We start from the raw sequence: 18,212 nt of genomic DNA, 5'->3' as shown, positions 1-18,212 counted from the left end.
CTCGTAGGATTGGTAGAGCGCAGCGAAACCCATCATGTCTCCGCGCGGAAGAAAGTTGATGGGTTTCGCTTCGCTCTACCCATCCTACGATTTCTGCGCGAGCCACACCAACACGCCTTTTCCGGCGGCGGCCCCCGTCGCGAACGATGCCTGCAGCAGATAACCACCAGTCGGCGCTTCCCAGTCGAGCATCTCGCCGGCGGCGAAAACACCGGGCAGGCGCCGTAGCATAAAGTGCTCGTCGAGCTCGTCGAACCTGATCCCGCCGGCGCTCGAGATCGCGCGCGCGATCGGCGCCACGCCGGTGATCCTGATCGGCACCGCGTTGATCAGCCCGGCCAGTTCGGCCGGCGACAGCGCGGCCAGCGACCGGCCGGAGGCGACCGCCGCCTCCTGCAACAGCCCGATGCCGACCGGCGAGAGCTGTGCGGCCTTGCGCAGGAAGTTGGAGAAGGATTGCTTGCCCTTCGGCGCCGACAGCCGCGCGATCAGCTCGTCGCGCGCCGCCTCAGGCCGCAGCGCCACGCTGAGCGTCGCCGTTCCCTTGGCGAGCACGGCCTCGCGCAACTCCGCCGACAATGCGTAGATGGCGCCGCCTTCGATCCCGGCGCGGGTGACAATGGCCTCGCCGCGCACGGTATGCGGACCGATCGTCAGCGCGACGCCCTTGAGCGGCTGCCCCTCGAACCGATCGCGGAAGATGCCGGACCACGCGACCGTGAAGCCGGAATTGGCTGATTTCATCGGCGCCACGGCAACGCCTTTCGCGGCGAGGATGTCCGCCCAAGCGCCATCCGAGCCGAGCCGCGGCCAGCTCGCACCGCCGAGCGCGAGGACGGCTGCGTCAGCGTTGATCGCACGCCGGCCGTCCGGCGTCTCAAACAACAGTCCGCCCTGCGCGTCCCATCCGGTCCAGCGATGCCGAAACGCTAACTGCACGCCCGCAACGTCGAGCCGCCGCAGCCAGGCGCGCAGCAATGGCGATGCCTTGAACGCCTTGGGGAATACACGGCCGCTCGTGCCGACGAAGGTCGGCTGCCCCAACGCCTCACTCCAGGCGCGCAACGCGTCGGGCGAAAACGCCTCGACCGCGGCCTTCAGGCGCGGCATCGCCTCGCGATAGCGCGCAAGGAAATCCGGCAGCGGTTCGGAATGGGTGAGATTGAGCCCGCCGCGGCCCGCCATCAGGAACTTGCGCCCCGCCGACGGCATCGCGTCGTAGACGGCGACTTCAGCGCCACCTTGCGCGAGCGCCTCCGCCGCCATCAGGCCGGCAGGTCCGGCTCCGATGACGGCGACGACCATGCTCAGAGCTTGATCCCCGCCCGCGCGGCGGCCTGGGCGACATACTTCTGCGTCTGCTCGAAGGCGCCCTGCAGCGCCTTCGCGGTCGACATGTCAGCGATGTCCTTGAAGTGCGCGGCGACGCCGTCGGGTGTCCATTCGGACTGCGGCAGGTTGACGCCTTCGGTCTCCAGCACCTGGATCACCGCGAACGAGCCGGCGCCGGCGCCCATGATGGTGCGGGTCGGCGCATCCTCCGAGAGCAGGAATTCGACCGCCGGCGTGATCGCTTCCGGCCGCATCAGCTGCAGCGCCTGCGGCGGCAGCAGTTCCTCGGTCATGCGGGTCGCCGCCGTCGGCGAGATGGTGTTGACCTTGATGTTGTTCTTGCGGCCCTCCTCGGCGAGCACGTTCATCAGGCCGACCATGCCGGCCTTCGCCGCGCCGTAATTGGCCTGGCCGAAATTGCCGAACAGGCCGGACGACGAGGTCGTCAGCACGATGCGGCCGTAGTTGCGCTCGCGCATGCCGGCCCACACCGCCTTGCAGCAGTAGAAGGTGCCGGTGAGATGCACGCCGAGCACCTTGTCCCAGTCGGCGACTTCCATCTTGGCGAACGATTTGTCGCGCAGGATGCCGGCATTGGCGCAGAGCAGATCGACGCTGCCCCACTCCTTGGTAGCGCGCTCGACCATGGCGGTGACCTGCTCGAAATTCGAGACGTCGGCGCCGTCGGCCATCGCGGTGCCGCCCGCCTTGCGGATTTCCTCGACCACGGTCTCGGCCGGCGACAGCGAGCCGCCCGTGCCGTCGCGCGCGCCGCCGAAATCATTGACCACGACCTTGGCGCCGCGGCTGGCGAGCCCCAGCGCATGCGCCCGTCCGAGACCATTGCCCGCGCCGGTGACGATAGCGACGCGTCCGTCAAACCTGATTGCCATGCAAGTACTTCCTATCCTTTCTTCCTTCTCCCCTTGTGGGAGAAGGTGGCGCGCAGCGCCGGATGAGGGGTCTCTCTCCACGGATGAGCTCGCGGAGAGAGACCCCTCACCCGGCTCGCTTCGCGAGCCACCCTCTCCCACAAGGGGAGAGGGTACACCGAGCAAGATATCGGCAGCTTTTGAGCAGCGATGGATGGCCGGGTCAAGCCCGGCCAGGACCGTCCAAGGCGGCCACCGGGCGCGCTATACGGAAGGCGTCATCGACCCGCAGGGCTTCAGGCTTTTGAGCAGGTGCCCGCTCCAGCACTCATGATGCTCCTGGGCGTAGCTGATCGCCCCAATCACAATCAAAGCGACTACGACAAGTCCGGCGACGATGTTCTGCACCATGGCTGCCACTCCGGGACCGCACCGCCTAAAGGGTGGGATGATGGACACCAAGAACCATCGCCGTCAATGCGCCAAGTGGACTTGGCGAGCAACTCACCGCCTATGAAACTCGTCATGCCCGGGTTTATCCCGGGCATCCACGTCTTTGGTTTCGGCATCAAGAAAGACGTGGATGGCCGGGACAAGCCCGGCCATGACGGGCGTGGCGCCCTCAGCTGAAATAGATCAGGCCGAGCCAGTCGGCGACCAGCGCGGGCTTGTCCTCGCCCTCGATCTCGACCGTGACGTTGGTGCGCGACAGCAGTTCCTTCGGCTTGCGCAGCGTGGCTTCCGCCAGCACGAAACGGCCGCGGACGCGCTTGCCCGAGCGCACCGGCGAGATGAAGCGCAGCTTGTCGAAACCGTAATTGACGCCCATCGCGGTGCCCTCGAGCACCGGCATCACCTCGTAGGACATGATCGACATCAGCGACATCGTGAGGAAACCATGCGCGATCGTGGTGCCGAACGCGGTCTCCTTCTTCGCGCGCTCGGGATCGACATGGATGAACTGGTGATCCTCGATCACGTCGGCATAGGTGTCGATGCGGCCCTGATCGAGCAGGTGCCACGAGGACACGCCGATCTCCTTGCCGACCATGCCCTGGTAGGTCTCCAGCGACACCGGCGGCTTCTTCCAGACTTCGTTCATTGGCTAACCTCTGCTAACCGGAGGTCCGCACCTTCTGCAGCTCCGGAAATTCTTCCTCGCGGAACTCGACTCCGCGCAACGCATCGCTGCGATTATCGTCATGTTCGAGCCGGCGCAACTGCACCCGGCGGATTTTTCCGGAGATCGTCTTCGGCAGCTCGGTCACCAGCTCGATCTTGCGGATGCGCTTGAACGGCGCCAGCCTTGCATGCAGGTGCTGGAAGATGGACAGCGCGGTCTCCGGCGTGCGCTCGACACCCGAGACCAGCAGCACATAGGCCTTGGGGATCGCCAGCCGGATCGGGTCCGGGCTCGGCACCACGGCAGCTTCCGCCACCGCATCGTGCTCCAACAGCACGCTTTCCAGCTCGAACGGCGAGATCCGGTAGTCGGAGGATTTGAACACGTCGTCGGTGCGGCCGACGAAGGTCAGATAGCCCTCGTCATCGGTGAACACGACGTCGCCGCTGCGATAGATCTCGCCATCGGCACCGGCGAGCTTGCCGTCGTCGGCTTGATAGCCCTGCATCAGGCCCGCCGGCCTGTCGGCGCCGAGCAACAGCGTCACCTCGCCTTCCTTGGACGCATGGCCGTCATTGTCGGTGACCTGCACGCGATAGCCCGGCAGCGGCCGGCCCATCGAGCCGACCTTGACCTTCTGCCCCGGCGAATTGCCGGCAAGCGCGGTGGTCTCGGTCTGGCCGTAGCCGTCGCGGATGGTCAGCCCCCAAGCCGATTTGACCTGGTCGATGATCTCGGGATTGAGCGGCTCGCCGGCGCCGCAGACTTCCCGCAGGCTCACCTTGAAGTCCGCGAGTTGCTCCTGGATGAACATCCGCCACACCGTCGGCGGCGCGCAAAGCGTCGTGACGCCACAGCGGGCGATGGTCGCGAGCAGTCCTCTCGCCTCGAAGCGCGGCTGGTTGGCGATGAAGATCGTCGCGCCGGCGTTCCACGGCGCGAAGAAGCAGCTCCAGGCGTGCTTGGCCCAGCCGGGCGACGAGATGTTGAGATGGACGTCGCCGGGCTGCAGGCCGATCCAGTACATGGTCGAGAGATGGCCGACCGGATAGCTGCGCTGGCTGTGCCGCACCAGCTTTGGCTTTGCCGTGGTGCCCGAGGTGAAATAGAGCAGCATCGGGTCGTCGGCCTTGGTCGGGCCATCGGGCGTGAAGGCTTCGGGCGACTTCGCGGCGTCCTCGAACGGCAGCCAGCCGTCCTGCGCCTGCGTCGCGCCGACCACGATGCGGACGAGTTGGTCGGTGCCGAGGCCGGCGAACTTCGCCACCTGATCCAGCGTCGCGACCACCGCCTTGGCCCGGCCGCGATCCAGCCGGTCGCGCAGTTCATCCGCAGTCAACAGCGTGGTCGCCGGGATCACGACGACGCCGAGTTTCATCGCCGCCAGCATGGTCTCCCACAGCGGCACGACATTGCCGAGCAGCAGCAACAGATGATCGCCGCGCTGCAGCCCCTGCGCGCGCAGGAAATTCGCCACCTGGTTCGAGCGGCGTGAAAGTTCAGCGAACGACAGCTTGGTCTCGTTGCCGCTGGCGGCATCGACGATCCACAGCGCCGGCCGATCGCGGCTGTCGGCGTTGTGCGCCAGCTCGGCGTCGAACCAATCCAGCGCCCAGTTGAACGGCACCGGATCGGGCCAGCGAAAATCCCTCACCGCCGTGTCGTAGTCGGTGCGGTGCTTGAGCAGAAAGGCGCGTGCGTCCTGAAATGTGGTCATCCGGCTTCACCACGTTTTCTTGCGTCATCCCCGCGCAACGCTTCGCGTTGTCGCTGGAGGAGCCGCGAAGCGGCGTCTCGAAGGATGACGGAACCAATACTATTTCCCAGCGAGGCTGCGAACGTGCTGGATAATTCCGGAAAAGTCGACCCCGCCATGGCCCGAGGCGTCGAAGGTCTTGTAGAGCTCCTGCGCATGCTTGCCGAGCGGCGTCACCGCGCCGGCGGCATTGGCGGCGTCCTGGGCCAGCGTCAGGTCCTTGACCATCAGGTTGGAGGCGAAACCCGGCTTGTAGTCGTTGTTGGCCGGCGAGGTCGGCACCGGGCCGGGAACCGGGCAATAGGTCGTGAGCGACCAGCACTGCCCCGACGAGGTCGAGGCGACGTCGAACAGCGCCTGGTGCGACAGGCCGAGCTTTTCGGCCAGCACGAAGGCCTCGCCGACCGCGATCATGGAAATGCCGAGGATCATGTTGTTGCAGATCTTGGCCGCCTGCCCGGCGCCGCCGGCGCCGCAATGCACGATCTTCTTGCCCATGTTGGCCAGCATCGGCTGGGCCGCCGCAAACGCCTTCGCCTCACCGCCGCACATGAAGGTCAGCGTCGCGCCCTTGGCGCCGCCGGTGCCGCCGGAGACCGGCGCGTCGACCGAGGCCATGCCGTGCTTGGCGGCCAGCGCATGCGCCTGCTTGGCGCTTTCGACGTCGATGGTCGAGCAGTCGATAATCAGCGCGCCCTTGGCCATCGCCGGAAGCACCTCGTTCCAGACGCCGAGCACATGCTTGCCGGCCGGCAGCATGGTGATGACGACATCGGCCCCTTTCACCGCACCGACGCCGCTCTCGGCGATCGCGGCACCGTCGTGCCTCGCCTGATCGCGCGATGCTGCGACCAGATCGAACGCGGTCACCTTGTGGCCGGCCTTGACCAGATTGGCCGCCATCGGCCCGCCCATATTGCCGAGCCCGATGAATGCGACGTTTGCCATGGGAAGTCCTCCGCTTGCGACGTTTCTATTTGCTGTCAGGAAATTTCAATTCGTCGGCGCCGATCTCGGCGAAATACGGTGCAACCATCTCCGGCGTCACGTCCTCGATATTCGCCGGCGACCACTTCGGATTGCGGTCCTTGTCGATCACGGCGGCGCGCACGCCCTCGCGGAAATCGTCGCTGGCGAACACCGCGAGCGCGGCACGATATTCGCGCACCAGGCACTCTTCCAGCGTCTCGGTCGCGCGCGCCAATCGTAGCAGCTTCAGCGTCACCACCATGCCGCGCGGCGACTTCTCAGCCAGCGTCTTCAACGTGGCCTGCGCCAGGTCGGAGCCATCAGCCTTCAGCGCGACAATGATGTCTTCCATCCGTCCGCGCGCGAACCAGCTGTCGATCCTGGCCTGCATCGCGGCAACAGGGCCGGATGTCTCGCCGGTGGCGAAGCCTGCGATCAGGCGATCGATCTCGACCGAGCTGGTGCCTGGCGCAACTTTGGTCAGCGCCTCGCGCAACGCAGGGAGCTTGGCGCTCGGCACCACGGCGTCGGCGAACTTCGCGTAGATCGCGTCCGGACCATTCATGGTGGTGCCGGTGAGCCCAAAATAGGTGCCGATCTCGCCCGGCGAGCGCGACAGCAGATAGGTGCCGCCGACATCGGGGAAGAAGCCGAGCCCGACTTCGGGCATCGCGAGCTTGGTTCGCTCTGTCACCACGCGGTGGCGGCTGTGCGCCGACAGGCCGACGCCGCCGCCCATCACGATGCCGTCCATGAACGCGACATAGGGCTTAGGGAATGTCTTGATCCGCGCGTTGAGGATGTACTCGTCGCGCCACAGGATCTTGCCGAGGTCACCCTTGACCTTGGAGCTTTCCCACAGCGCCCGGATATCGCCGCCGGCGCACAGGCCGCGCTCGCCGGCGCCTTCCAGCACGATGACCGCGACATCAGGATCGGCTTCAAACAGGTCGAGCGCCCTGTCGATGTCGTGGAACATCTCCAGCGTCACGGCATTGATCGCCCTCGGCCGGTTGAGGCGGATGATGCCGGCCGATCCCTCCTTGCGCGTGATCAGATCGCCCTCGGCAGCTGCCGCATCATTCATCGCGCGCCCTCGATCAGTTTGCGCGACACGATCAGCCGCATAATTTCATTGGTGCCTTCGAGGATCTGGTGCACGCGCAGATCGCGCACGATCTTCTCGACGCCGTATTCGCTGAGATAGCCGTAGCCGCCATGCAGCTGCAGTGCCTGGTTGGCGACCTCGAAGCCGACATCGGTGCCGAACCGTTTTGCCATTGCACAGAGCATGGAGGCATCCGGGTCCTTGCGGTCGAGCGCGGCCGCGGCGCGCCACAGGAAGGTGCGTGCGGCCTCGAGCTCAGTCGCCATGTCGGCGATCTTAAATTGCAGCGCCTGGAATTCGTCGAGGCGTTTGCCGAACGCCTTGCGGTCCCTCATGTAGGCCAGCGCCTTGTCGAGTGCTGACTGCGCGCCGCCGAGCGAGCACGCCGCGATGTTGAGACGGCCGCCGTCGAGGCCGGCCATCGCGATCTTGAAGCCGATGCCCTCCTCGCCGAGCCGGTTTGCGACCGGCACGCGCGCGTTCTCGAAGATCACGGCGCGGGTCGGCTGCGCGTTCCAGCCCATCTTGCGCTCGTTGGCGCCGAACGACACGCCCGGCGTCTTGCCGTCGACGACAACAGTCGAGACGCCGCCGGGACCATCGCCGCCGGTCCGTACCATCGCCACCAGCAGGTCGGTACTGCCGGCGCCGGAGATGAACTGCTTCTGGCCGTTGAGCACGTAATGATCGCCGTCGCGCACCGCGCGGGTGCGCAAGGCGGCGGCGTCGGAGCCGGCGCCCGGCTCGGTCAGGCAGTAGCTCGCGATCAGCTCCATGGTGCAGAGTTTTGGCAGCCATGTGTGACGCTGGGTGTCGTTGCCATAGGCATCGATCATCCAGGAGGCCATGTTGTGGATCGAGATGAAGGCCGACGTGGTCGGACATCCCGTCGCCAGCGCCTCGAAGATCAGCGCCGCGTCGAAGCGCGTCATCGCCGAGCCGCCGACATCGTCCTTGATATAGATGCCGCCGATGCCGAGGCCTGCGGCCTCGCGCATCACGTCGACAGGAAAATGCTTCTTCTCGTCCCATTCGAGCGCGTGCGGCGCGATCTTCTCCGCCGCAAACGCCCGCGCCATGTCGCGAACCGCGATCTGGTCCTCGTTGAGAGCGAACTGCATCTCAATGCCCCCGCAGGCTGAGGTCACCTCTCCCCACCGGGGAGAGGTCGATTTGCGCAGCAAATCGGGTGAGGGGGTGTCGCTCCAACGAGAGACCGTGCCCCCTCACCCGGCGCTTCGCGCCGACCTCTCCCAAAGGGAGAGGTGATTTCCCGATGCTGCTAAAGCTCACTCCAGTCTCGCGTTACTTCATCGTCGGGATCGAGAACTCCGCGCCGTCCTTGACGCCGGACGGCCAACGCGAGGTCACCGTCTTGGTCTTGGTGTAGAAGCGCACCGAATCCGGACCGTGCTGGTTGAGATCGCCGAAGCCCGACTTCTTCCAGCCGCCGAAGGTGTAGTAGGCGATCGGCACCGGGATCGGCACGTTGACGCCGACCATGCCGACATTGACCTTGGCGGCGAAGTCGCGCGCGGTGTCGCCGTCGCGGGTGAAGATCGCAACGCCGTTGCCGTAGTCATGCTCGGACGGCAGCGCCAGCGCCTCCTGGTAGTCGTGTGCACGCACCACCGAGAGCACCGGCCCAAAAATCTCTTCCTTGTAGATCCGCATGTCCTTGGTGACGTTGTCGAACAGCGAACCGCCGAGATAGAAGCCCTTCTCGTAGCCCTGCATCTTGAAGCCGCGGCCGTCGACCGCAAGCGTCGCGCCTTCCTTGATGCCGATGTCGATGTAGTTCTTGACCTTCTCGACCGCCTCGCGAGTCACCAGCGGGCCGTAATCGGCCGACGGGTCGACCGAGGTGCCGATCTTGAGCGACTCGACGCGCGGGATCAGCTTTTCCATCAGCCGGTCGGCGGTGGTCTTGCCGACCGGGACGGCAACCGACACCGCCATGCAGCGCTCGCCGGCCGAGCCGTAGCCGGCGCCGATCAGCGCGTCGACGGTCTGGTCCATGTCGGCGTCAGGCATGATGATGGCGTGGTTCTTGGCGCCACCGAAGCACTGGCAACGCTTGCCGGTCTGCGCTGCGCGCTCGTAGATGTATTGCGCGATCGGGGTCGAGCCGACGAAGCCGACCGCCTTGATATCGGGATCGTCGAGGATGCCGTCGACCGCTTCCTTGTCGCCGTTGACGACGTTGAGGATGCCGGCCGGCAGGCCCGCTTCCATCATCAGCTCGGCAAGCTTCATCGGCACGCCCGGATCGCGCTCCGACGGCTTCAGGATGAAGGCATTGCCGCAGGCGATCGCCGGCGCGAACTTCCACATCGGGATCATCGCCGGGAAATTGAACGGCGTGATGCCTGCGACGACGCCGAGCGGCTGCCGCATCGAATAGATGTCGATGCCGGGGCCGGCGCCTTCGGTGTACTCGCCCTTCATCAGATGCGGAATGCCGCAGGCGAACTCGGCGACTTCGAGGCCGCGCTGGATGTCACCCTTGGCATCGGGAACGGTCTTGCCGTGCTCACGCGCCAATAGCTCGGCGAGCTTGTCGTAGTCGCGCTGCACCAGTTCGACGAATTTCATCATGACGCGGGCGCGGCGCTGCGGATTGGTGGCGGCCCATTCCGGCTGGGCGGCGCGGGCGTTCTCGACCGCGGCGCGGACTTCGGCCTTGGAGGCCAGCGCCACCTTGGCCTGGACCTCGCCGGTCATCGGCTCGAAGACGTCGGCCGTGCGGCCCGATGTGCCCTTGACCTCCTTGCCACCGATGAAATGTCCGATCGAGCGCATGAATATCCTCCCTTGGAGACCTGAATCGCCGCTGCCGGCGGCGGGATCGCTTTACAAACCCTAATGACCCTGCATTTTATAGGATTCAAGTCCGATAAATTGCACCATAGATGTGCGGAAATGCAGGATCAAGGCGGCGACGCGATCGACTGGGACGACTTCCGTTTCGTGCTGGCGATCGTGCGCGGCGGGTCGGTTTCGGCTGCCGCCAAGCAGCTCGGCGTCGATCATGCCACAGTGATCCGCCGTGTCGACCGGCTGGAGCGCCACCTCTCCGCAAAACTGTTTGATCGCCGCAAGACCGGCTACCTGCTGACCGAGGCCGGCCAGCGCGTCGCCGACAGCGCCGAGGCGATGGAATCCACCATCGTCGCCAACCAGGAGGCGGTCGGCGGCTCGCGCGCGCACCTCACCGGCACGGTGCGGATCGGCGCGCCGGACGGGTTCGGCAGCCACTTCCTGGCCTCGCGGCTGGTCAAGTTCACCGAGCGGTATCCCGATCTCGATCTGCAGCTCGTCGCCACCGCGCGGCTGTTCTCGCTCTCCAAGCGCGAGGCCGACATCGCGATCAGCCTGACCATGCCGAAGGAAGGCCGCATCGTCGGCCGCAAGCTCTTGGACTACACGCTCGGGCTTTATGCCGCACCCGGCTATCTCGCGCAGGCGCCAAGGATCGCCGTGCGCGCCGACCTGCCGCAGCACCGCTTCGTCGGCTACATTGAGGAGCTGTTGTTCACGCCGGAGCTGGACTATCTGCCGCAGGTCTCGCCGAAAATCTCGGCAAAATTCCGCAGCGCCAATCTGATCGCGCAGCTCAATGCCACCATCGCCGGCTTCGGCATCGCCGTGCTGCCGCACTTCATGGCGACCGCCCACCCCGAGTTGGCGCCGGTGCTGCCGGACGAGGTGCGGATCTCCCGCACCTTCTGGCTGTTGATGCACGCCGACAGCAAGGACCTCGCCCGCATCCGCGCGGTGGCGGATTACATCTACGAGACGGTGGAAACCGAGCGCGCGCTGTTCAGCGGGCCTTCCCGACGCGCTGACGCCTGATGGTCAGACGCGCGTGGTGCCGGGTTCGAGCCCCAGCGCAAGCCGCCCGACGATGGTGTAGTTGTTTGGACTGACCGCCACATGCTTGGCCGCCGCCTGGGCGTCGCGAACCGCACGCTCCAGCTTTCCGGACTCGAAGATGGCCGCGGTGCCGGCGTTGGCCGCGATGCTATCGACAATCTGCAGCGCGCATTCGGTTGCATTGCTGCAGGCCGCTCGAAACGCGGCGCGCGCCTGCAAGAGACGATCCCCGCCGATATCGGTCGCCGTCATGAGCTCCGCCATGGCATCGACCAGCAAGGCACGCGCGGCGTGCAGCGCCGTTTCCGCGCGCCCCACCATCGCCTGAACGAGCTCGCTCTCGCGCAGCAACATGGTGCTGCCCAAGCGCGTCTTGCGGCCGGCAAGCGCAATAAATGCGTCGATCGCCCCCCGCGCGATCCCGAGTGGAACGGCCGAGATGGTCGATGCAAAGGCCGACAGGCCGGGCAAGCGGTAGATCAATCCCGGTTGCGTCGGCTTGAAGTCGACCAACGGATGCGAGTGGTCGGCGGAGACAAAGACGTCGCGGACTTCAAAATCGCAGCTGCCGGTGGCGCGCAGACCGGAAACGAACCAGTTGTCGTGAACGGTGACATCGCACTTCGCGAAATAGCAGCACAATGGCGGCTCGCTCTCACCGTCGGCGGACTTGACGCTGGCCAGTCCCATGAACCTGGTGGCGTGATGGGCGCCGCTGCCAAACGGCCACCGCCCGCTGACGCGATAGCCTCCGGCCACGCGTTCCGCCACGCCGACGGCTCCGGTCGCGCTGGCAATGAACGTGTGAGGGTCGGCGAACCAGTCGCGAACCACCGCTTCCGGCAGATAGCCACCGGTCCGGCTCATTCCAGCGCCGTTGCCAACTAACCAGCCGACCGAACCGTCAAGCGCGCAAGCGGCTTCGACGACGTTCATGAAATCGAACGGTGACAGTTCGGGACCGCCCAGTATTTTCGGCAGATAGAGGCGGAATAGTCCGGCCTCGGCCAGCGCGATGAACACTGCATCGGGGATCCTGCGCTCCGTATCGAAGCTTCCTCGATGCTCGTCGATGAGAGGCACGAGCCGTTGCACGGCGGCCAGATAATCCGACACACCGGTGTGAGCCGTCATCAGCATGGACACCTCCATCACGCGCGACAGGCAGTCTAGAAAGCAGGAACTGCCACGGCAAATCCGAAGAATTCAGGTGCAGGTGAACTGAATTCATCTACAATGCCGCATGCGCAAATTGCCGCCGCTGACCGAACTGCGCGCGTTCGAGGCCGCCGCCCGCCACCTCAGTTTCAAGCTGGCTGCGGCCGAGTTGGGCGTCACGCCAACCGCAATCAGCCACCAGCTGAAATTGCTGGAGCGTCACTGCGGCCAGTCGCTGTTCCGCCGCCGGCCGCGGCCGCTGGCGCTCACGCGCGCCGGACAACAGCTGTTCCCCGTAGTTCGCGACGGCTTCGAAACCTTCGCCGAGGCGCTGAGCGGGATACGAAGCGGCGGCACAAGCGGACGACTCCGCCTGACCGCGACCAACGCATTCACCGCACGGTGGCTAGTGCCGCGATTGCCCGACTGGCGGGACGCCTATCCACGCCTGAAGCTCGACATCATCGGCACTGACACGGTGCTCGATCTCGATAGCGGAGAGGCCGACATTGCCGTTCGCTACGCCCGCAAGGCGCCGCCGGGCGGCCCCTCCGTCGAGCTGCTTCGCGACGAATTCTATGTCGTCGCCAGTCCCCGGCTGGTCGGCAACCTCAAGCGACCGTTGAGCCCAGCCGAACTGGCGCGATTTCCCCTGATCGAAGCCGAATGGCCACCGGCCGATCTTGATGCGCCGCGCTGGCAGCACTGGCAACGCGTCGCCAGCCGACGCCATCGCTCCGCGCCCGATTTCGCGGCGCTGCCAAGTCTGAGCTTTCGCGAGGAACTGCATGCGATCGAGGCCACGATCGCCGGCCAGGGCGTGGCGATCTGCAGCACCGTCCTGATTGGTCCCGAACTCGCAAACGGCACGCTGGTGCCGGTCTCCCGGATCAAGCTGCCGGGTTACGGATTCTACATCGTGCACCGCGCAGGACACCCGAAGACGGACTTGATCACGGCGTTCATCAACTGGGCACAGGCCGCCGGATAGCCCGCCTGCGGCAGAGCATAGGCGGGAAGCGTAACCGACCGTTCAGGGCGGGCATCTGCGCCAGGAGACGCATGGTTGTGTCCAATTCCGACCGCCGCCGGATATCGACATCGTCAGGCGGATCGGATGCCCCGCGGGTCGGTGTCCCGGTTCCCGGCGACGTGGTCGATCTCGCCACGGGAAATCCCGATATCGATGAGCTCCCGATCGCTCAAACTGGCGAGATCGGCGCGCAGCCGCTCCCATTTGCGCCATTCCTGGATTGCATCCCAAAAACCCCTGAAGGCGCCGGGGCCGCGCGGCGTCGATGCGGTGGTCCGGGCTGAACGCGTTGGACTGTAGGTCGTGCTCATTGCAGCACCTCCGGGATACGTTCTCTTCACCCGCACAAGGTGCCGCGGCATGAGCGCGCGCGCTTCACCGGCGGCTTACATTTTCCTCACCGGCGGCTTATTCTTGGCGCTCCAGGCGGTGCCAAGGCGCCTCATGACGATCATCGGAGGCACACCCAAGGGATTCGCGGCTTGCGCTATCTCTTCGAGGAGTACGCACTCGACACTGACCGGCGCGAGCTGCATCGCGGGGCGGAGGTGGTCTCCGTCACGCCACAGGTATTCGACCTGCTCGACTTTCTGATCCGCAACAGGGAGCGCGTCGTCAGCAAGGACGACGTCATCGAAGCCATCTGGAACGGGCGCAGCGTGTCCGATGCAGCGCTGACCACCCGCCTCAATGTCGCGCGCAGCGCCATCGGTGATTCCGGCGAACAGCAGCGTCTGATCAAGACACTGCCACGCAAAGGTTTCCGGTTCGTCGGTGCGGTCCGGGAAGATCGGGGGCCTGCAAGCGCGGCAACGGCCGGCGCCGAGTTGGAGCGGCCGAAGCCAACCGTCGCGCTCCCCGACAAACCTTCGATCGCCGTGCTGCCCTTCCAGAACCTGAGTGCCGACCCGGAGCAGGAGTATTTCGCCGATGGCGTCGTGGAAGATATCACGATGGCACTGTCGCGGTTTCGTTGGCTGCTCGTGATCGCGCGCAATTCGAGCTTCACCTACAAGGGCCGGCCCGTGGACATCAAGCAGGTCGGCCGCGAGCTCGCGGTGCGCTATGTCCTCGAAGGTAGCGTGCGCAAGGCCGGAAATCGCATTCGTATCGCCGGTCAGTTGATCGATGCTGAAACCGGCGCGCATCTCTGGGCTGACCGTTTTGATGGTGCGCTCGAGGATATCTTCGATTTGCAGGACCAGGTGACCTCTACCGTCGTGGGTGCCATCGCGCCCATGCTGCAGCGCGAGGAAATCAGGCGAGCCAGGCGCAAGCCGACCGAGAACCTGGATGCATACGACTATTACCTGCGTGGGTTGGCGAGCGTTCGTCGCTGGACCAGAGAAGCGAACAGCGAAGCACTCCTGCTCTTTTGCAAGGCGATCGAGCTCGACCCCGGTCTGGCGTGCGCCTATGGCATGGCCGGATGGTGCTACATCCAGCGCAAAGCGCGTCGCTGGATGATCGATCGTGAGCAGGAAAGTGCCGAAGCTACGCGGCTAGGCTGGAAAGCAGTGCATCTGGGAGTAGATGACCCGGCAGCGATGTGCATGGGTGCATATGTCCTCGCCTTCATCGCCCATGAGTTCGATGATGCGATTGCTTTCGTGGATCGCGGACTGGCGATCAATCCGAACCTGGCGCAAGCCTGGAATCTTGGTGCGTGGGTGAGGATTTTTCGAGGTGAGCCCGACCTCGTACTTGATTACACTGCGCGCGCCATGCGCCTGAGTCCGCTCGATCCGTCCATGTACAGCATCAACGCAGCCGTGGCGTATGCTCATTTTCTCTCCGGCCGCCATGATATGGCGTTGTCATGGGCCGAGAAGGCATTGCGCGACAATCCGGATTTCCTGCTGACAATCTGCATGTGCGCGGCCTGCAATGCGCTCACCGGACGCCTTGAGCCGGCACAGAAGAGCATCGCGCGTGCACGCGAGCGCAATCCCGATCTGTGCATCTCCAATCTGGACGATCTGGCACCATTTCGCCGCGCGGAGGATCTAGCCCTTTTTGCCAAGGGTCTTCGCGAAGCGGGGCTTCCGGACTGATCGTGAGTCCGCGGCCTCGCCCGCATCCACGCTGTGGCCGACTGCGTCTACGAGACACTAGAAGCTGAGCGCGCACTGTTTGGCGGAATGTATCTCTCCGTCGTCCCGGCGAACGCCGGGACCCATAACCACAGGATTGTGTTGTTGACGGGAGCGTGGCCCCAGCGGAATTTATCAGCCGGCATTCGTGGTTATGGGTCCCGGGTCAAGCCCGGGACGACGGCAGGGAGAGACCCCGCCTAATTCACCTTCTTCTTCGCCGGCGCCTTGGCCGCGGCAGTCCGTCCCATCACCGCCTCGCGGCCGGCGGCCAATATCTCGTCGGACATTTCGCCGTTGCCCGAGATCCGCGACATCACGATGGTGCCCATCATGGTCGCGAGAACCGCCATCGCCTGCTTGCGCGCGGCCTTGCGCGGCACGTCGGGGATCTGGTCGGCGATCATGTCGATCATCTGGTCGAGCTTGAGGGCAAAGGCTTTGCGGGTCTTCGGGCTCTCGCGGGCGATCTCGGCGCCGAGCGCCGGGATCGCGCAGCCCTGGCCGGGATCGTCGCGATGCACCGCCGACAGATAGCCGTCGATGATGGTCGACAGCCGCTTCTCCGGCGGTATGTCCGCCGCGACCTTGCGCCAGCGCTCGATGGCGCGGTCCATCGCATAGCTGAAGGCCTCGATCACCAGCGCCTCGCGCGAATCGAAATGCGCGTAGAAGCCGCCATGGGTCAGCCCGGCATCCTTCATCAGGTCGGCGACGCCGATGCCATGGGCACCCCGCTCGCGCAGCCGCGTCGCGGCCTTCTTCACGATCCGCGCGTGGGTCTCCTGCTTGTGCTCTTTCGAATAGCGCATGCCGCTCTCATGGAATGTTTCTAATCATATAATAGCAGATTTGCGCCCGCGTTGCTGCATTTATTTCGTCTCATTCGGTGTCTGGTCCCGACTGTTGCCCAGAGTCTTGGGTTCCCCGCCGAGCATGGAGAATGTCGCGGTCGCGTGCACCGCTAGATTACCCTTGCCGTCGCGGACGAAACCTTCGGTGTAGCTGGTCTGCCGCCCGAGCTTGATTACCCTGCCCTCCGCCGAAATGGTGCCGGAGCGCACCGACAGCGGGCGCAGATAGGTCAGCTTGAGGTCGAGCGTCACCGAAGTCTGCCCCGCCGGCAGCACCGTCGAGATCGCGCAACCCATCGCGGTGTCGAGCAGCGCCGCGGCGGTCGCGCCGTGCAGCAGACCGATCGTGTTCTCCAGGCTCTCATGCGGCTCGAGTTCCATCACGATCCGCTCGGGCTCGACCACGGCCATGCGAAAGCCGATCAGCTTGGCCATCGGCGGCGGCGGCAACCGGCCGTCGCGGATCGCGCGCATCGCCTCGATGCCCGACATCGGCATCGCCGCCTTCGCGACCGGCCCGGGCGCCTGCCACTCCACCACGCGGGTGCGCAGCAGATCGGGCGAATGAAGGTCGGTGGTCTCGGCGGCGGTCATGACGGCTCCACTTATATGACAAGTATAATTCTATCGATCCGAACCGCGCGGCGCAACCGCGGTTCGGTCCCTTGACAGGGACACGCTTTGTCCGGGACATGGCGCGATCAATTCCTGCGCCGGGACCGTTCCATGGACATGCTCAATCCCCACTGCGGCATCGACCGCGACTCGAGAGGCGTCGTCCGCCTCACGATCTGCAACGCCGGCAAGCTGAACATCGTCAGCTCGGCCGTGACCAACGGCGTGCGCGAAGGTTTTGAGCACCTCGCCGCCGACCGCGGCATCCGCGCGGTGATTCTCGTAGGCGAAAGCGAGCGCAGCATGATCGGCGGCGCCGACATCAAGGAGATGGCGAAGCTCGACCAAAAATCCGCGGAAGCGTTCATCAGCCGCCTGCGCGACCTCTGCGAGGCCGTGCGCAAATTCCCGGCGCCGGTGATTGCCCGCCTGCCCGGCTGGTGCCTGGGCGGCGGCCTCGAGGTCGCGGCGGCCTGCGACGTCAGGGTCGCGGCACATGACGCGATGTTCGGCATGCCCGAGGTGCGGGTCGGCATCCCCTCGGTGATCCATGCCGCGCTGTTGCCGCGCCTGATCGGCTGGGGCCGCGCGCGCTGGCTGATGATGACCGCGGAGAACATCGACGCGCCGACCGCGCTCGCCTGGGGCCTGGTCGACACCGTGGCAAAACCCGGTGGCCTCGACGACGCCATCGAGCACACCGTCAAGGCGCTGCTGGAATGCGGCCCCGAAGCGCTGCGCATCCAGAAGGATTTGCTGCGTCAGTGGGAAGAGCTGCCGCTGACCGAGTCGGTGAATCTGAGCGTCGGCGTATTCGGCAAATCCTTCCAGACCGGCGAGCCGCAGCGGCTGCTGCAGGGGTTTTTGGACAGGAAGCGATAGCGGCGCGGACGCGCAAGCTCGTAGCCCGCATGAGCGCAGCGACATGCGGGATCCAGCCGTCCCGGATATCGCTTCGGTCATCCGGGCTACGAGCGCGGCGACGCAAGCCAGTCACGGAAAAACTGCTCCTGCGCGGCAACGGAGGCCGGAATCACGCCGGGGCCGCTGGCGAATATCTCAACAAGATCGCTCATCTTCGCGTGTCGTCCCACCACGAGCTTGTAGGCCTTGAGACCAGCGCCCATATCCCTCGCCATCCCCGAAGGATATACGTTCAGGCTTGCGCCATAGCAGAATGGAATGAGGCCATCCTCGGCTAACAGACAGCGAACATCGCAAAGAGCTTGGAAGAAATCGGCTGCAGTGCGTTCAACGGTTTTATCTCGGTATTCGCACCGAAGCCGACAGTCGTCCCCCTCTTCGAACAGGGTGAAGAGAGCAGACTCGTCGTTATGACCGCCGATCAGCTGCGTTCTGTGCTGCTCGTCCACACCACATCCCAATCTGTCGTTCAGCTCCAGGCCCAAGTTCGTAGCACAGA

The 18,212-nt window shown here is 65.2% G+C and carries 18 protein-coding genes; 4 read left to right on the top strand and 14 right to left on the bottom strand.

The features are described from left to right. Positions 1 to 84: 84 nt before the first annotated feature. From V5279_RS18670 to V5279_RS18630, 9 genes are all read right to left on the bottom strand, one after another. Positions 85 to 1,305 (bottom strand): TIGR03862 family flavoprotein, encoded by a 1,221-nt coding sequence (locus V5279_RS18670; RefSeq protein ID WP_338699778.1) that lies wholly within the window; start codon positions 1,303 to 1,305, stop codon positions 85 to 87. Positions 1,306 to 1,307: 2 nt separating this feature from the next. Further along, a complete protein-coding gene (locus V5279_RS18665) occupies positions 1,308 to 2,225 on the bottom strand; it encodes an SDR family NAD(P)-dependent oxidoreductase (RefSeq protein WP_338699776.1) in 918 nt (305 codons plus the stop codon). Between the two features lie 243 nt (positions 2,226 to 2,468). Then, positions 2,469 to 2,615: a hypothetical protein gene (locus tag V5279_RS18660; protein WP_165123242.1), complete on the bottom strand. Its 147-nt coding sequence runs from the start codon at positions 2,613 to 2,615 to the stop codon at positions 2,469 to 2,471. A 211-nt stretch (positions 2,616 to 2,826) separates the two neighbouring features. Beyond that, on the bottom strand, positions 2,827 to 3,306 hold the full coding sequence (locus V5279_RS18655; protein WP_106323062.1) for a MaoC family dehydratase: 480 nt from the start codon (positions 3,304 to 3,306) through the stop codon (positions 2,827 to 2,829). A gap of 13 nt (positions 3,307 to 3,319) precedes the next feature. Further along, the gene (locus V5279_RS18650; protein ID WP_338699769.1) at positions 3,320 to 5,044 is read right to left on the bottom strand and encodes an AMP-binding protein; all 1,725 of its coding nucleotides are present in this window, start codon (positions 5,042 to 5,044) and stop codon (positions 3,320 to 3,322) included. A 99-nt stretch (positions 5,045 to 5,143) separates the two neighbouring features. Next, positions 5,144 to 6,031 carry a 3-hydroxyisobutyrate dehydrogenase gene (gene mmsB, locus V5279_RS18645; RefSeq protein ID WP_338699767.1) on the bottom strand — a complete coding sequence of 296 codons (888 nt, stop codon included), beginning with the start codon at positions 6,029 to 6,031 and terminating at the stop codon, positions 5,144 to 5,146. A 25-nt stretch (positions 6,032 to 6,056) separates the two neighbouring features. Further along, the gene (locus V5279_RS18640) at positions 6,057 to 7,139 is read right to left on the bottom strand and encodes an enoyl-CoA hydratase/isomerase family protein (RefSeq protein WP_338699765.1); all 1,083 of its coding nucleotides are present in this window, start codon (positions 7,137 to 7,139) and stop codon (positions 6,057 to 6,059) included. Next, positions 7,136 to 8,281, bottom strand: coding sequence for an isobutyryl-CoA dehydrogenase (locus V5279_RS18635; RefSeq protein ID WP_338699763.1), 1,146 nt, complete (start codon positions 8,279 to 8,281; stop codon positions 7,136 to 7,138). Before V5279_RS18635 ends, V5279_RS18640 begins: the two co-directional genes overlap by 4 nt. Positions 8,282 to 8,465: 184 nt before the next feature. Further along, complete coding sequence (locus V5279_RS18630; RefSeq protein WP_338699761.1) at positions 8,466 to 9,962, bottom strand: CoA-acylating methylmalonate-semialdehyde dehydrogenase; 1,497 nt, start codon at positions 9,960 to 9,962, stop codon at positions 8,466 to 8,468. A gap of 120 nt (positions 9,963 to 10,082) precedes the next feature. On the opposite strand from V5279_RS18630, the gene V5279_RS18625 reads away from it, so the two are divergent. Then, entirely contained in the window at positions 10,083 to 11,015 is a 933-nt protein-coding gene (locus V5279_RS18625; RefSeq protein ID WP_338699759.1) for a LysR family transcriptional regulator, read from the top strand. A 3-nt stretch (positions 11,016 to 11,018) separates the two neighbouring features. Here V5279_RS18625 and V5279_RS18620 read toward each other — a convergent pair whose 3' ends face one another. Next, a complete protein-coding gene (locus V5279_RS18620; protein ID WP_338701279.1) occupies positions 11,019 to 12,176 on the bottom strand; it encodes an acyl-CoA dehydrogenase family protein in 1,158 nt (385 codons plus the stop codon). 103 nt (positions 12,177 to 12,279) lie between these two features. On the opposite strand from V5279_RS18620, the gene V5279_RS18615 reads away from it, so the two are divergent. Beyond that, on the top strand, positions 12,280 to 13,185 hold the full coding sequence (locus V5279_RS18615; protein WP_338699757.1) for a LysR substrate-binding domain-containing protein: 906 nt from the start codon (positions 12,280 to 12,282) through the stop codon (positions 13,183 to 13,185). Between the two features lie 113 nt (positions 13,186 to 13,298). Here V5279_RS18615 and V5279_RS18610 read toward each other — a convergent pair whose 3' ends face one another. Then, positions 13,299 to 13,538 (bottom strand): DUF1127 domain-containing protein, encoded by a 240-nt coding sequence (locus V5279_RS18610; RefSeq protein ID WP_166296581.1) that lies wholly within the window; start codon positions 13,536 to 13,538, stop codon positions 13,299 to 13,301. A gap of 171 nt (positions 13,539 to 13,709) precedes the next feature. On the opposite strand from V5279_RS18610, the gene V5279_RS18605 reads away from it, so the two are divergent. Then, complete coding sequence (locus V5279_RS18605; protein ID WP_338699754.1) at positions 13,710 to 15,281, top strand: winged helix-turn-helix domain-containing tetratricopeptide repeat protein; 1,572 nt, start codon at positions 13,710 to 13,712, stop codon at positions 15,279 to 15,281. Between the two features lie 239 nt (positions 15,282 to 15,520). Here V5279_RS18605 and V5279_RS18600 read toward each other — a convergent pair whose 3' ends face one another. Both V5279_RS18600 and V5279_RS18595 read right to left on the bottom strand, forming a co-directional pair. Further along, on the bottom strand, positions 15,521 to 16,132 hold the full coding sequence (locus V5279_RS18600; protein ID WP_338699753.1) for a TetR/AcrR family transcriptional regulator: 612 nt from the start codon (positions 16,130 to 16,132) through the stop codon (positions 15,521 to 15,523). Between the two features lie 60 nt (positions 16,133 to 16,192). Beyond that, the gene (locus V5279_RS18595; RefSeq protein ID WP_338699751.1) at positions 16,193 to 16,768 is read right to left on the bottom strand and encodes a PaaI family thioesterase; all 576 of its coding nucleotides are present in this window, start codon (positions 16,766 to 16,768) and stop codon (positions 16,193 to 16,195) included. 132 nt (positions 16,769 to 16,900) lie between these two features. Here V5279_RS18595 and V5279_RS18590 point away from each other — a divergent pair, with 132 nt between their 5' ends. After that, a complete protein-coding gene (locus V5279_RS18590) occupies positions 16,901 to 17,671 on the top strand; it encodes an enoyl-CoA hydratase (protein ID WP_338699749.1) in 771 nt (256 codons plus the stop codon). A gap of 86 nt (positions 17,672 to 17,757) precedes the next feature. Here V5279_RS18590 and V5279_RS18585 read toward each other — a convergent pair whose 3' ends face one another. Beyond that, positions 17,758 to 18,162, bottom strand: coding sequence for a hypothetical protein (locus V5279_RS18585; RefSeq protein ID WP_338699747.1), 405 nt, complete (start codon positions 18,160 to 18,162; stop codon positions 17,758 to 17,760). Between the last annotated feature and the right edge of the window lie 50 nt (positions 18,163 to 18,212).

Origin of the sequence: Bradyrhizobium sp. 26S5 (assembly GCF_036923295.1) — a bacterium.
GTDB classification, from domain to species: Bacteria; Pseudomonadota; Alphaproteobacteria; order Rhizobiales; family Xanthobacteraceae; genus Bradyrhizobium; species Bradyrhizobium septentrionale.
The sequence above is the reverse complement of the archived record's forward strand: the minus strand, read 5'-3'. Positions and strand labels throughout refer to the sequence as shown.